This is a genomic window from Micromonospora sp. NPDC047134 (assembly GCF_040643455.1).
GTDB lineage: Bacteria > Actinomycetota > Actinomycetes > Mycobacteriales > Micromonosporaceae > Micromonospora.
On the sequence record NZ_JBEYUI010000004.1, the window covers coordinates 339,645 to 353,649 of the forward strand.

Genomic DNA, 14,005 nt, shown 5'->3' on the forward strand with positions numbered 1-14,005 from the left:
CGTGCGTGACGGTCTGCGCGGACTGACCACCCGTGGCCGCTCGTTCCTGGCCGCCGCGGTGGCGGCGGCCATCTCCGCCGGCATCCTCGGCGAGAAGGATCTGCTCCGGGTGGCCGTGCTGCTGGCCGTCCTACCCCTGCTAGCCGCCCTCTACGTCGGTCGGAGCCGGTACAAGTTGGCCTGTCACCGGTCGCTGGAGCCGCACCGGATGCCGGTCGGGGCCAACGCCCGGGTGGTGCTGCGGTTGCAGAACATGTCCCGGCTGCCCACCGGCACCCTGCTGCTGGAGGACCGCCTGCCGTACGCCCTGGGCAGTCGTCCCCGGGTCGTGCTGGAACGGCTCGGCGCCCACCAGGCCAGCTCGGTGGCGTACACCGTGCGGGCCGACGTCCGCGGCCGGTACGAGGTGGGTCCGCTGATGGTGCGGATGACCGACCCCTTCGGGTTGTGCGAACTCACCCGGGCCTTCCCGGGCACCGACCGGCTGACGGTCGTCCCGCAGGTGGTGCCGCTGCCGTCCGTGCGGCTGCCCGGGGAGTACACCGGCAGCGGTGAGAGCCGGTCCCGCTCGGTGGCGGTGCACGGCGAGGACGACGCGGCGACCCGTGAGTACCGGCGCGGCGACGACCTGCGCCGGGTGCACTGGAAGTCGACCGCCCGCACGGGTGAGCTGATGGTGCGCCGGGAGGAACAGCCCTGGGAGAGCCGGGCCACCGTGCTACTGGACACCCGGGCGTACGGCCATCACGGTGACGGGCCGACGGCCAGTTTCGAGTGGACCGTCTCGGCGGCGGCCAGCATCGCCGTACACCTGCGTCAGGCCGGCTACAAGCTGCGCCTGGTCACCGGCGCCGGGGTGGACATCGACGCGGGAGAGGGCGGCGACGGGCAGCTGCTCGACCATCTCGCGGAGGTCCGGCTGGACCAGCGGGTCGAGATCACCACCCTGATGCAGCACGTCCGGCAACGCTCCGACGGTGGTCTGATCATCGGCCTGTTCGGGTCGCTGAGCACGGCCGAGGCGGAGTTGCTGGCCGGGCTACGGGCCAACAACGCCACCTGTGTGAGTTTCCTGCTGGACAGCTCCGCCTGGCTTAACCTGCCGGCCCAGGCCCGGGCCGAGGCCGACCAGGCCCACGACGCCGCCGCCCTGGCCCTGCTCCAGTCCGGTTGGCGGGTCATCGGGGTCGACCACGGTGGTCGACTGCCGGCCCTCTGGCCACAGGCCGGGCGGGGTTCGCAAGGGTTCGCCCTGCGTGCGGCGATGGCCGAGACGGTGGCCGGCGGCGTGCGATGAACGGAAGGTCCCCCTCATGATCGCCCACCGGAACCTGGGCCTGGTGGCCGCCGCGGCTACCCTGCTCGCCTCCGCGCCGCTGTCGGCCATCTTCGAACGCTGGACCTGGTTCGTGCAGGCCGTCATCGCGGTGGCCGCGGTGGCCGCCGCGGCGGCCCTGGCCCGACTCGGCCGATTCCCGCTGTGGGCCCAGGTCCTGGCCATGCTGGGGGGCCTCACCCTCGCCCTGACCTGGCTGTTCCCCAGCGGTGGCGAGTTGCTGGCCGTGCTGCCCACCCCGAGCACCTTCGGGCACTTCGCCCAGTTGATCACCGGCTCGGTCGAGGACATGCGCGCCTACGGCGTCAAGGTGCCCGACACCGACCCCCTGCTGTTCGTCACCGTGCTCGGCATCGGTGCGGTGGCCGTGGTGGTGGACGTGCTCTGCGTCGGGATGCGTCGGCCGGCCCTGGCCGGGCTGCCGATGCTGGCGATCTACTCGGTGCCGGTGGCCGTCCACGTGGACAGCGTCCCGCCGTTGCCGTTCGCCATCGGCGCCGCCGGTTTCCTCTGGCTGCTGGTCACCGACAACGTGGACCGGGTCCGCCGCTTCGGTCGCCGGTTCACCGGTGACGGCCGCGACGTCGACGTGTGGGAGGCCTCCCCGTTGGCCGCCGCCGGTCGGCGGCTGGCCGTGGTGGGCCTGGCGCTGGCGGTGCTGGTGCCGCTGGCCGTGCCGGGAATGACCGTCGGCCTGATGAACTCCTTCAACTCCGGGGTGGGTGCCGGCCTCGGCACCGGGCTGGGCGGCTCACCCGGCCGGGTTGACCTGTTCGCCGCCCTCAGCGGGGAACTCAACCAGTCCCAGGTGACCGACCTGGTCAAGGTCACCACCAGCGAGGAGGAGCCCTTCTACCTGCGCTTCGGGGTCGCCGACGACCTGCGCGCGGACGGCTTCCGGGTACGTGGCCCCAACGGCCAGCGCGCCAACGGGGACCTGCCCGATCCGACCGGAGGGCCACGGCCCGGGGTCGAACGGACCCGGCACCGGGCCACCGTGGAGGTGTCCCGGGAGCTGAACATGCCCCTGCTGCCGTTCTACACCGAACCGGTGAACGTCGACGACCTCGGTAACAACTGGTTCTACGACCCCAACCTCCAGGTGATCTTCTCCAATCGGGACAACTCCCGGGGCAAGAAGTTCTCGTTCGACTACGTACGGTCCACCTACACTCCGCAGGCCCTGCGCTCGGCGCAGCCGCTGCCGGCCGACCTGCCGTTGCGTCGACAGCAGACCGTCACCCCGGACGTGCCCGAGGTGCGGGCCCTGGTCGCGGAGCTGACCCAGGACAGGCGCACCGAGTACGACAAGGTCCGGGCCATCTACGACTATTTCTCCGAGGACAACGGCTTCACCTACCAGTTGAGTACCGAGGAGGGCACCAGCGGCCAGCAGATCCTCGACTTCCTGGAGAACAAGGCCGGCTATTGCCAGCAGTACGCCGCCGCGATGGCCTGGATGGTGCGCGACGCCGGCATCCCGGCGCGGGTCGCCTTCGGTTTCACCAACGGCAACCGGCGTACCGGTGACACCCTGACCCTGACCAACCGGAACCTGCACGCCTGGACCGAGGTCTACTTCGACAACTTCGGTTGGGTGCCGTTCGACGCCACCCCGACCTACGGGGTGCCCGGCTCCACCCGGTCCGCCTGGGCGCCGGACGTCGATGCGCCGGAGGAGACCACGCCGCAGCCCGGCGCCACGGACACCCCGGACGAGATCGACACCACCGCGGCCCCGGACAGCGGCCCCAACCAGTTCGACGAGGGTGTCGACCCGGGTGCCGCCGCCAGCCCCGACACCCCCGCCGGGCAGTCCTCGCCGTGGCCCTGGCTGACCCTGCTCGGGGTGCTGGCGCTGCTCCTGCTGCTGGCCGTGCCGGCGCTGCGCCGGCTGGCCCTGCGTCGGCGGCGGGGTCGACCGGCCCCGGTCGCCCGGACCCTAGACCCGCCGGACCCGACCTCCGCCACGACCGGCCCGCCGACCGTGGTGGTCAGCGCCGACCGGGCCCGCGCGGACGCCCACGCCGCCTGGGACGAGCTGATCGACACCCTGGTCGACTACCGGGTCCGGGTGGACCCGACGGAGACCCCCCGGGCGACCGCCGAACGGCTGGCCCGGGAGTCGGTCGGCGCCGACACCGAGGCCGGTACGGCGGTACGCCTGCTCGGGCGGGCCGAGGAGCGGGCCCGCTACGCCCGGGACCCGTTGACCGGAGAGCCCCTGCCCGCCGCCCTGCGGACGGTCCGGGGTGCCCTGGCCGGGCAGGCCGACCGGCGTACCCGCCTGATGGCGACCGCCCTGCCCCCGTCGGTGCTGGGCCGTTGGCGAACCACCCTCGCGGACACCTCGGCCCGCCTGGTCGCCTCCGGCGGGGAACTCCGATCCCGACTCCTACGCTTCAACCCCCGCCGTCTCCTAGCCACCCGACCCCCCCGCTAAACGCACCCACCCTGCCTGCTCCCCGCCCCGCCCGTCGCCCCGCCGACGGGCGGGCGCCCGCACCACCTCGCCGCGCTGATCTTGCACTTTTGGTCGCCCGAATGTCCGGCTTGATGACTTTTGTCCTGACCAAAAGTGCAAGATCGCGGCCGAGATGGGAGGGGCACGGGCGGGGCGGTGCTTGCAGGGCGCCGAGTCCGTTGGGGCGGGGAACGCCACGACGCCTGAGGTCTGGTGAAGGGAAGCGCTGTGACGCCGAGGTCCGCATCACGCTTGTCGTCGGATGGGGAACCCACGGCGTCGAGGCATAGTTGAAGGGAACGCACCGCCAGGACGCTGACGCCACGCCAGCTGAGGTCCGGGCGGGCGGGGGCGGCATGAGACCGAGGGCGGCTGGCTGATCAGGGGCACGGCGGACAGCTCGATCGACGCGTCGATCGAGCTGGGAAAGCGTCGCCGGCGTGGGCCGGTGACGCGGTCCGCCGTCTAGGGCTGGTGGTACCGGGTCAGCGGTGCCCCTCCGGGCGTTGCCGCCACCGGTCCTCCATCCGGTCGATGAATCCCGGCCGCCGTCCGGCACGACCGCGAGATCGGCGACGGCTGGCTGTGCCGCCGACGACGTGCAGGTCCGGCGACTGCGCCCGACGGTGCGACTGCACCGCGAACGCGGCCGAGGCCAACATGACAACGAACCCCGCCACTGCCAGCGGCGGAGTTTTGATCACCGCGCCATATACCAACAACGCCAAGCCGGCGACGATCAGACCGGCAGCGACGAGCAGGCGACGCCGCGCATGGAAGCGCGGATCGCTGGCGCGCACGGCCGAGGCGAATTTGGGGTCCTCGGCAAGCGACCGCTCGATCTGCTCGAACAGCCGCTGCTCGTGCTCCGAGAGCGGCACGGCACTCCTCCCCGGTCACGTTGGTCGGTCCGGTCGGACCGACAGACCGTGGCAGCCAACCGGCTGCTTACCCGCAAGTCTACGAGGGGGCTCGCGCCTCGGAAAGCGGGACGACCTATGGCAGGGTCGGATTTTCCTTTCGTCGCCCATCGCGACCGATGAGCAGACTGGCCGGACCTATGACGGACCGCCCGAAACGGGCAGCCGCGGCGTCCGCCGCGACCTCCGCCTCCCGCCATCCCCGCTCCGGCTCGCCGAGGGTGAGCTGCCGGGGGGTGGCGTCCGCCGGATGCAGGCCCTCCGCGCGTACGCCCAGCAGACGGATCGGGTCACCGGGGGACAGAGCGGTGAACAAGGACCAGGCCGTGTCGAAGATCTCCCGAGCGACATCAGTCGCTACTTCCAGGGTGCGCGATCGACTGACGGTACGAAAATCCGACATTCGCACCTTCACCGACACGGTTCGTCCCACCTGCCCGGCGTCCCGCAGCCGGGCGCCGACCTTCTCGGCCAGGGCGAGGATGGTCCGGCGCAGGCGTTCCGGGTCGACCACGTCGACCTCGAAGGTGACCTCCGCGCCGATCGACTTCTCCACCTGCTCGGGGCTTACCCGGCGCGGGTCCCGCCCCCAGGCCAACTCGTGCAGATGGGTGGCGGCGGCCTGACCCAGCGCGGTACGCAGCATCCCGATCGGGGCCTGGGCCAGGTCGCCGACGGTACGCAGACCTAGCCGCAGCAGCGCCTCGGCGGAGCGCTCCCCCACCCCCCACAGCGCCGACACCGGCAGCGGGTGGAGGAAGTCGAGCACCTGGGCGGCCGGGACGACGAGCAGCCCGTCGGGTTTGGCCCGGGTGGAGCCGAGCTTGGCGACGAACTTGCTCGGCCCCACCCCCACCGAACAGGTCAGTCCCTGTTCGGCCGCGACCCGTTCACGGATGCGACGGCCGATCGCCGCCGGCGAGCCGAAGAGTCTTCGGGCCCCCGCTACGTCGAGGAAGGCCTCGTCCAGCGACAGCGGCTCGACCAGCGGGGTGACGTCCCGGAAGATCTGCATGACCGCCCGGGAGGCGGCCGAGTAGCGGGTGAAATCCGGCGGCAGGAAGATCGCGTGCGGGCACAGGGCCCGGGCCCGCATGGTGGGCATCGCGCTGCGGACGCCGTACCGTCGGGCCTCGTAGCTGGCGGAGCTGACCACCCCGCGCGGCCCGACTCCGCCGACCACGACGGCCCGGCCGCGCAGTTCCGGCCGGTGCCGCACCTCCACGGAGGCGTAGAAGGCGTCCATGTCGACATGCAGGATCGGACAGCCGGTGTCGTCGGCGTCCGGCCCGAAGCGGGGATCACCGCCCCGGGGTATCGACTGGCTGCGGCCCACCTGGGAAGGTTAGCCCCCCGCACCGACACCCTCGGCCGGTCAGCCCCGTACGACCAGCAGCGGAATGGTCATCTCGGCCGCCGTGTCCGCGCCGTGGAAGCCGACCAGCCGGGACAGCATCGGGCTCTCCGAGCGGCTGGCCAGCACGGCGTACGTGTCGTTGCAGACCACCACGAGGTCGCCGACGCGCGCCAGGTGTTCCTCGTACACCGGCCCGAACCAGCCGGTGGCCACCGCCTCCTCCCGGGTCAGCACCCGGGCCGCCGGGCCCAGCACCTGCGACCAGGCGGCCCGTACGTCTTCGGTGGCCCCCGGTACGACATGCAGGTAGCGCACCCGGGGCTCTCCGGCGACCACCCGCACCCCGGCGGTCAACCGAGGGTCGGTGTCCAGGTCGAACCGGTGCCCGGCCGGCACGTTCAACTGCCCGTGGTCGGCGGTGACCAGCAGCGCCGCGTCCGGCGGCAACCCGTCCACCAGCCGGGCCAGCAGCCCGTCGACCTCGGTGGCGGCGGTACGCCAGGGCACCGAGTCCACCCCGCTGAGGTGGCCGTGCCGGTCCAGGTCCGGGTGGTAGCCGGAGACCAGGGTGGGCCCGGTCCCGGCGCCCAGGGCGGCCAGCATGGTGGCGGCCAGCGCCTCGACCCCGGTGGCGCCCCGGTAGTCGCCGCCCCGGTTGGCGGCCACCGTCAGTCCGGTGCCGCCGAACTCCGGTCGGCTCACCACGGTCACCGCGACACCGGCGGCCCGGGCCCGCTGCAACGCCGTGGTGACCGGCTGCCAGCGCAGCGGGGACGGCTCGTCGGCCCACTCCAGGTGGTTGAGCACCCGGTCGGTGCCCGGTATCCGCAGGCTGAACCCGAGCACCCCGTGCGCGCCGGAGGCCGTACCGGTGCCCAGGGTGACCAGGCTGGTCGGGGTGGTGGAGGGGAAGCCGCAGGTGAGCGGGCGGCCGGTGGTGGCGGTCAGCCCGGCCAGGGTCGGCGCGTACGGCGTGGCGATCGGGATCTGGTGCCAGCCGAGCCCGTCGACCAGCAGCACGGCGACCCGACGTACCCCGGCCAACTCGTCGGCCAGCCCGAGCAGGTCGACCGCGCCGGGCACCCCTAGCGCCGCCAGCGCGCTGGGCAGCACATCCGCCAGGCTCCGCCCGCCGTACTCCGGCACCACCGGGGCCAGGAAGGGCGGCGGTGCGGGGGTCGCGGCGGGGTCGGTCATGCCGGGCGGCGGGCGAACAGGTGCAGCTGGGCGGCGACATCCCGCCAGGGAGACCGGGCCGCCAGGGCCCGCTCCAACTCGACCAGGGCCGCCTGCTGGCCGTCCGCGACCGCCGCCGGCAGCAGGTCGGCCAGGACGCGTACCCCGTGGATCTCCTCGACGGTGAGGCCGGCGGCGGTGAGCAGCGCGGCGGCGCCCTCGGCGTCGAACCGGCGGCGCAGGGTGTCCCGGGGCCCGGCGGTGCCCTCGGGGTCGGCGGCCAGCGTGGCGGCCGTGTCGAGGTGACCGTTCATGGCCCGGCCGAGCACCGCCGCCGACCTACCGGCCACCAGCACGCTGGCCGCCCCGCCGGGACGCAGCGCGGTGGCCAGTGCGGTCACCACCGAGGCCGGTTCGTCGACCACCTCCAGGACGGCATGGCAGAGCACCAGGTCGACACTTGCCGGTTCGACCAGCCCGGCCAGGGCGTCACCGTCGCCCTGGACTGCGCGTACCCGGTCGGCCACCCCGGCCTCGGCGGCCCGGCGGCTGAGGGCGGCCAGGGCGTCCGGACTGGCGTCGACCACGGTGACCTGGTGCCCGGCCTGGGCCAGCGGTACCGCGAAGCCACCCGTGCCACCCCCCACGTCCAGCACGGTCAACTCGGTGGCGGGCCGACGGTCCAGCTCGGCGCGCAGCACCGACCAGACCACGGCGGTACGGGGAGTCAGTGGCGGCCCGGCCGCGCCTGGGGTCTGTTCCACCCGGTCGAGCCTAGGGCCTGTCCCGCCGATCCTGCTCACCGAGGTTGGGTCCACACCCACCGAGCCGGGTCACACCTGGTCGGAGCCCCCGAGCCGGCGGACCCACCCGCCTCAGCGGAAATCGCGGGAGGCCGGACGGACCGGTGGCTCGATGGCCTCCAACCGGTCGGCGACCAGATTGGTCACCCCCTCGTGTCGTTGCAGCCGCCCCCGCACGACCAGCGCCGCGCTGGTCCGGGCCACCCGCCGCTGCCGCTGCCACAGCCCCGGCGAACAGGTCACGTTGAGCATTCCGGTCTCGTCCTCCAGGTTGATGAAGGTGACCCCACCGGCGGTCGCCGGCCGCTGCCGGTGGGTGACGATCCCCCCGACCCGGATCCGCCGACCCGGTTCCACCCGACCCAGTCGGTCGATCGGTACCGCACCCATCGCCTCCAACTGGGGGCGGATGAACCGGGCCGGATGGTTCTCCGGGGACAACCCGGTGGCCCACACGTCGGCGACCAGCCGGTCCACCGCCTCCATCCCGGGCAGGGTGGGCGCCGCCGCGCCGGTCACCGTGCCGGGCAGCCGGTCCGGTCGATCCTGGGCCGCCGCGCCGGCCGCCCACAGCGCCTGCCGCCGGGTCAGACCGAAACAGGCGAAGGCGTCCGCGGTGGCCAGGGCCTCCAGTTGGGCGGCGGTCAGACCCACCCGCCGGGCCAGATCCGACATGTCCCGGTACGGCCCGTGCGCCGTCCGCTCGGCCACGATCCGCTCGGCCACCGGCTCGCCGAGGGTACGCACACCCGACAGCCCCAGCCGTACGGCCGGCCCGCCCAGCCCCCAGGCGTGGGGCGGCTCCCCCGGCTGGCTGCCCCACCGGGTGTCCGGGGTGGACTCCAGCACCGGCTGCACCCCGCTGGCGTTGATGTCCGGTCGGCGGACCTGCACCCCGTGCCGGCGGGCGTCGTCGACCAGGGTCTGCGGCGAGTAGAAGCCCATCGGCTGGGCGCGCAGCAGCGCGGCCAGGAAGGGACCCGGGTGGTAACGCTTGAGCCAGGAGCTGGCGTACACCAGGTAGGCGAAGCTCATCGCGTGGCTCTCCGGGAAGCCGTAGCTGGCGAAGGCGGTGAGCTTGCGGTAGACGTCGTCGGCCAACTCACCGGTGATGCCCCGCTGCGCCATGCCGGCGTAGAGCCGATCGGCTATGCGGGCCATCCGCTGCACCGACCGCTTCGCCCCCATCGCCCGGCGCAACTGGTCGGCCTCGGCCGCGTCGAACCCGGCCAGGTCGATGGCGAGCTGCATCAACTGCTCCTGGAACAGCGGCACCCCCAGGGTCTTCTCCAGGGCGTTGCGCATCAGCGGATGGGCGTACGTCACCGGCTCCTGACCGTTCTTGCGCCGGATGTACGGGTGCACCGAGCCGCCCTGGATCGGGCCGGGCCGGATCAGCGCCACCTCGACCACCAGGTCGTAGAACTCGCGCGGCTTCAGCCGGGGCAGGGTGGCCATCTGGGCCCGGCTCTCCACCTGGAACACCCCGACCGAGTCGGCCCGGCAGAGCATGTCGTAGACCTCGGGATCGTCCAGGCTCATGTCGCCCAGATCCAGGCTCATCCCGATCATGTCGTAGCCGTAGTGCAGCGCCGAGAGCATGCCCAGGCCCAGCAGGTCGAACTTGACCAGGCCGACGGCGGCGCAGTCGTCCTTGTCCCACTGGAGCACGCTGCGGCCGGGCATCCGCCCCCACTCCACCGGACACACCTCGATCACCGGCCGGTCGCAGATCACCATGCCCCCGGAGTGGATGCCCAGGTGCCGGGGGAACGTCTGCACCTCGTTGGCGTACGCGATCACCTGCTCGGGGATCTCCGGCACGTCCGCCGTGGCCACCTCGCCCCACCGGTCGATCTGCTTGCTCCAGGCGTCCTGCTGACCGGGGGAGAAACCGAACGCCTTGGCCACGTCCCGCACCGCCGACCGGGGCCGGTACGAGATCACGTTCGCCACCTGGGCGGTGTGCTCCCGGCCGTAGCGGGCGTAGACGTGCTGGATGACCTCCTCCCGGCGGTCGGACTCGATGTCCACGTCGATGTCGGGCGGGCCGTCGCGTTCGGGGGCCAGGAAGCGTTCGAACAGCAGCCGGTGTCGGACCGCGTCCACATTGGTGATCCGCAGGGCGTAGCAGACCGCCGAGTTGGCCGCCGAGCCCCGGCCCTGGCAGTAGATGTCGGCCCGGCGGCAGAACTCGACGATGTCGTAGACCACCAGGAAGTAGCCCGGGAAGCCCAGCGCCTCGATCATGTTCAGCTCGTGGTCGAGCTGCGCGTACGCCTGCGGGTGGGCCGCGCGGGGGCCGTAGCGTTCCCGCGCACCGGCCTCGGTGAGCTGCCGCAGCCAGCTCATCTCGGTGTGCCCCGGCGGCACCGGGTACGCCGGCAGTTGCGGTGCGACGAGTTGCAGGTCGAAGGCGAGTTCCGCGCCGAACTCGGCGGCCCGGGCCACCGCACCCGGGTAGGCCGCGAACCGGGCCGCCATCTCGGCCCCGGAGCGCAGGTGGGCGGTGCCGGCGGCGGGTAGCCAGCCGTCCATCTCGTCCAGGCTGCGCCGGGCCCGTACGGCGGCCAGGGTGGTGGCCAGTCGCCGTCGCCCCGGGGTGGCGTAGTGCACGTTGTTGGTGGCCACCGTGGGCAGCCCGGCGGCGGCGGCCAGCTCGGCCAGGGCCTCGTTGCGGTCCTCGTCGACCGGATGCCCGTGGTCGGTCAGCTCCACCGCCACCGTCTCCGCCCCGAACAGGGCGGTCAGCCGGTCCAGCTCGCGGGCCGCCGCCTCGACCCCCTCGGTGAGCAGGGCGGCCGGCACGTGCCCCTTGCGGCAGCCGGTCAGCACCAGCACGTGGTCCCGCAGGTCGGCGGCGATCTCCTCCAGGTCGCCGTAGACCGGGCGGCCCTTCTCCCCGCCCCGCAGGTGGGCGCGGGCGATGGTGGTGGCCAGCCGGGCGTACCCCTCGTGGCCGTGGGCCAGCACCAGCAGGTGCTTGCCGTGCGGGTCGGGTACCCCGTTCTGCGGGCCGGGCAGGCCCAGGGTCAGCTCCGCCCCGAAGATCGTCGGCAGGTGCAGCGCGCGGGCCGCCTCGGCGAAGCGCACCACACCGTAGAAGCCGTCGTGGTCGGTGACGGCCAGGGCGGTGAGCCCCAGCCGGATGGCCTCCTCGACCAGTTCCTCCGGATGGCTGGCGCCGTCGAGGAAGCTGAAGTTGGTGTGGGCGTGCAGTTCCGCGTACGGCAGCACCCCGTCGGGTCGGGTCAGCTCCGGCGGACTGTAGTGCTCCCGGCGCCGGTTCCAGGCCGGCGAGTCGCCCCCGTCGGCATCGATCGCGAGTGGATCCACCACATGCAGATGCCGTTCCCCGGCACCCTGCTCACTCCCCCGACCTCTCCCCTTGCCCGACCGTCCGGAGAGCACCCGCTCCAGCTCCGACCACGGCAGCCGTGGGTTGTGGAAACTCACCGTCCCCACCTGGCCGCCACGATCTTGGTACGTTCCGGCCCCCGGGAGGGCCGTTTCGTACCAGGATTCACGTCAGTCATAGATCGCCTCCAGCAGCCATCGGCCGTGCTCGACGGCGAGCAGGAGTGCGGTGCCGTCGGCCAGGCAGACCTGGAAGCGGGCTCGGCGACGGGCCTCGGTCGGGGCCCACCACCGCTCGTCGACCGGCCACGGACCGGCCCAGCCGACGATCTCGACTCCCCTGCCCACGCCTACCCGGACCAGGGCTTCCACGGTCGCGTCGGTGCTCAGCCGGGCCGGCGGGGCGCTCATCGCCAGCCGGGCGCTCACCGTCACCGGTTCACCGGCGGCATCCCACACGTGTACGGCGAGCGCAGTGGGCAGCACCACCGCCGGCGAAGGCGGCGGCAGCCGCCCCGGCCAGGACGGCAGCGGGGCGGCAGGGGGGCGGGTGGGGGCGCGTTCGTCGCCCCATGGGACCAGCCGTACCTGGTCGGCCGGGGAGCGACCGCCACCGAGCGCGGCGGTGACCACCGCCTCGGGGCCGAGCAGGCCCTGCACCCGGGTCAGCGCCCGATGTGCCCGCTCGCGTTCCTCGCCGGTCTCGCCCCACAGCCCGGGTTGCAGGCCGGCCTGGGCCAGCACCCCGTCCGGCACCAACCGCAGCCGGATGATCCCGGCGGTGGGCCGGGCCGGGCCGCCCCGGCGGGCCCCGGTCAGCCAGCCGTCCAGTTGCCAGCGGACCCGGTCGGCGATCGCCGCCGCGCTCAGCAGACCGTCGTGCCGCCAGACCCGGTGCAACTCCTGGCCGTGCGCGGTGACCGCCTCGATGCCGAGCCGGGTGCAGGCCAGCCCGTGCCCGGCGAGCCGTTCGTGCAGCCGTTCGGCCAGGGTCCGGGCGGCGAACGCCGCGACGTCGACCCGCTCGATCGGCTCGTCCAGGTCGGCGGTGACCGTCAGATCGGCGGGCGGGCGCCGGACCGCGAGCGGGCGGTCGTCCCGCCCGGCGGCCATCCGGTGGGCCAGCGCCCCGTCGAAGCCGAACCGGGCCAACACGTCACCGGCGGACAGGGCGGCGAAGTCACCGAGGGTACGCACCCCCAGTCGGCGCAGCAGGTCGGCCAGGGGCGGCCGGCCCAGGGCCTCGACGGGCTGGGTGGACAGGAACTCAGGGGTTCCGCCGGGCGGCACTATCCGCCCCTGTCGGGCGGCCAACCCGGCGGCGAACACCCCGTCGGCGATGCCGACCTGGCTCTCCACCGCGCAGCTCTGCGCGACATGCTCGACGATCCGTTCGGCCGCCGCCTCCTCCCCGCCGAGGTAGCGGCTGGGCCCCCGGGCGGGCAACGCGCAGGCTCCGGGGCGGATCACCTCGACCCCGGCCGCCACCTCCTCGACCGCGGCCACCACCGGCTCGAAGGCCCGCGCGTCCCGCCCGGGATCGTGGTCGACGACGGTCAGCCCCGGGCAGCGCCCCTGGGCCTCCCGCCGACGCAGCCCTCGGCGTACCCCCTCGGCCCTGGCCTGCTCGGAGCAGGCGAGGACCCGGTTGGCGTGCAGCACCGCCACCGGTCCGGTGGCCGGCACCCCGTCGATGATCTCGGCGGCCAGCACCGGCCAGTCCGGACACCAGAGCAGCAGAGTCCGGACGACCGCACTCATGTCAGCCTCACCCACCCGGCGGGGTGCCGGATGCGCCACGGAACCCTCATCGCGACGACCACAGGCGCATGACGGCCGCGCGGCTGCTGGTGGACTCGCTGCGGGAAGTGGCGGGGCCGGGGATGACCCGGGTCAGTTCGGCACCGGGCAACCAGACCTTGGCCTCCTTGGGGCGGGCCGCCGCCCCCCGGCCACGCGCCGAGATGGTCACCTCGCGGCGACGCAGCCGACCCCGACCCGACCCGAGTCCTTCCCACACCCCGCGTACCACCTGGAGGGTCACATCCGCACCCTCCCACCGGCCGTAGGGCACCAGCACGCTGCCGCGTTGCCGGGCCCGGGCGGCCAGTCGGCCGGCGACGGAGGCGGAGACCGTGGCCGGTACGGCGGTGACCACCACATCGACCCCGTCGATGAGCGCGGCGACCACGGTGGGCCATTCCGGGCCGGGCTGCGGCACCAGGGCCAGCCGGTCCAGGGCGATTCCCGCCTCGGCCGCCGCGCCGGCTCCGAAGGTCGGCAACCCGACCACCGCGCACCATGAGCCGGTGCGGGAGGCCTCGGCCAGCAGGGCGAACAGCAGTGAGGTGGTGCCACTGTGCCGGGACTGCCCGGCACCGACCGCGATGGTGCTGCCCCGGCGCAGCCCTCGGCCGGGCAACAACCCGCTCAACTCGGGCCGCACCGGCAGCATCCGATGGCCGCCCGCCGGATCGGGGGCGCTGGCCGGGCGCACCAACTCGGCCAGCGCGGCGGAACCGACGACCATGCGGCCCGCCATCGGATCTACCCCCGTCGTGTCGCCCCGGGCACCGGCCCGGGGATGGTGCT

Annotated in this window: 9 protein-coding genes; 2 read left to right on the forward strand and 7 right to left on the reverse strand. The window is 73.7% G+C overall.

Going from position 1 to position 14,005, the window contains the following annotated elements:
* Position 1: 1 nt before the first annotated feature.
* The gene (locus tag ABZ795_RS08735) at positions 2–1,297 is read left to right on the forward strand and encodes a DUF58 domain-containing protein (protein ID WP_357529845.1); all 1,296 of its coding nucleotides are present in this window, start codon (positions 2–4) and stop codon (positions 1,295–1,297) included.
* Positions 1,298–1,313: 16 nt separating this feature from the next.
* Positions 1,314–3,779 (forward strand): DUF3488 and transglutaminase-like domain-containing protein, encoded by a 2,466-nt coding sequence (locus ABZ795_RS08740; RefSeq protein WP_357529846.1) that lies wholly within the window; start codon positions 1,314–1,316, stop codon positions 3,777–3,779.
* Between the two features lie 506 nt (positions 3,780–4,285).
* On the opposite strand, the gene ABZ795_RS08745 is transcribed toward ABZ795_RS08740, so the two are convergent.
* The 7 genes from ABZ795_RS08745 to ABZ795_RS08775 all read right to left on the reverse strand — a co-directional run bounded on the left by ABZ795_RS08745 (position 4,286) and on the right by ABZ795_RS08775 (position 13,955).
* Positions 4,286–4,681, reverse strand: a complete 396-nt coding sequence (locus ABZ795_RS08745; protein WP_327024832.1) for a DUF3040 domain-containing protein — start codon at positions 4,679–4,681, stop codon at positions 4,286–4,288.
* A 115-nt stretch (positions 4,682–4,796) separates the two neighbouring features.
* Complete coding sequence (locus tag ABZ795_RS08750; RefSeq protein ID WP_327024831.1) at positions 4,797–6,056, reverse strand: DNA polymerase IV; 1,260 nt, start codon at positions 6,054–6,056, stop codon at positions 4,797–4,799.
* Positions 6,057–6,095: 39 nt separating this feature from the next.
* On the reverse strand, positions 6,096–7,274 hold the full coding sequence (locus tag ABZ795_RS08755; protein ID WP_357529847.1) for a nucleotide pyrophosphatase/phosphodiesterase family protein: 1,179 nt from the start codon (positions 7,272–7,274) through the stop codon (positions 6,096–6,098).
* A complete protein-coding gene (locus ABZ795_RS08760) occupies positions 7,271–8,017 on the reverse strand; it encodes a methyltransferase domain-containing protein (protein ID WP_327024829.1) in 747 nt (248 codons plus the stop codon). The genes ABZ795_RS08755 and ABZ795_RS08760 overlap by 4 nt, the downstream gene beginning before the upstream one ends.
* A 111-nt stretch (positions 8,018–8,128) precedes the next feature.
* The gene (locus ABZ795_RS08765) at positions 8,129–11,512 is read right to left on the reverse strand and encodes an error-prone DNA polymerase (protein ID WP_357529848.1); all 3,384 of its coding nucleotides are present in this window, start codon (positions 11,510–11,512) and stop codon (positions 8,129–8,131) included.
* A gap of 72 nt (positions 11,513–11,584) precedes the next feature.
* The gene (locus tag ABZ795_RS08770) at positions 11,585–13,174 is read right to left on the reverse strand and encodes a DNA polymerase Y family protein (RefSeq protein WP_357529849.1); all 1,590 of its coding nucleotides are present in this window, start codon (positions 13,172–13,174) and stop codon (positions 11,585–11,587) included.
* 46 nt (positions 13,175–13,220) lie between these two features.
* A complete protein-coding gene (locus tag ABZ795_RS08775) occupies positions 13,221–13,955 on the reverse strand; it encodes a hypothetical protein (RefSeq protein ID WP_327024826.1) in 735 nt (244 codons plus the stop codon).
* Positions 13,956–14,005: the final 50 nt, after the last annotated feature.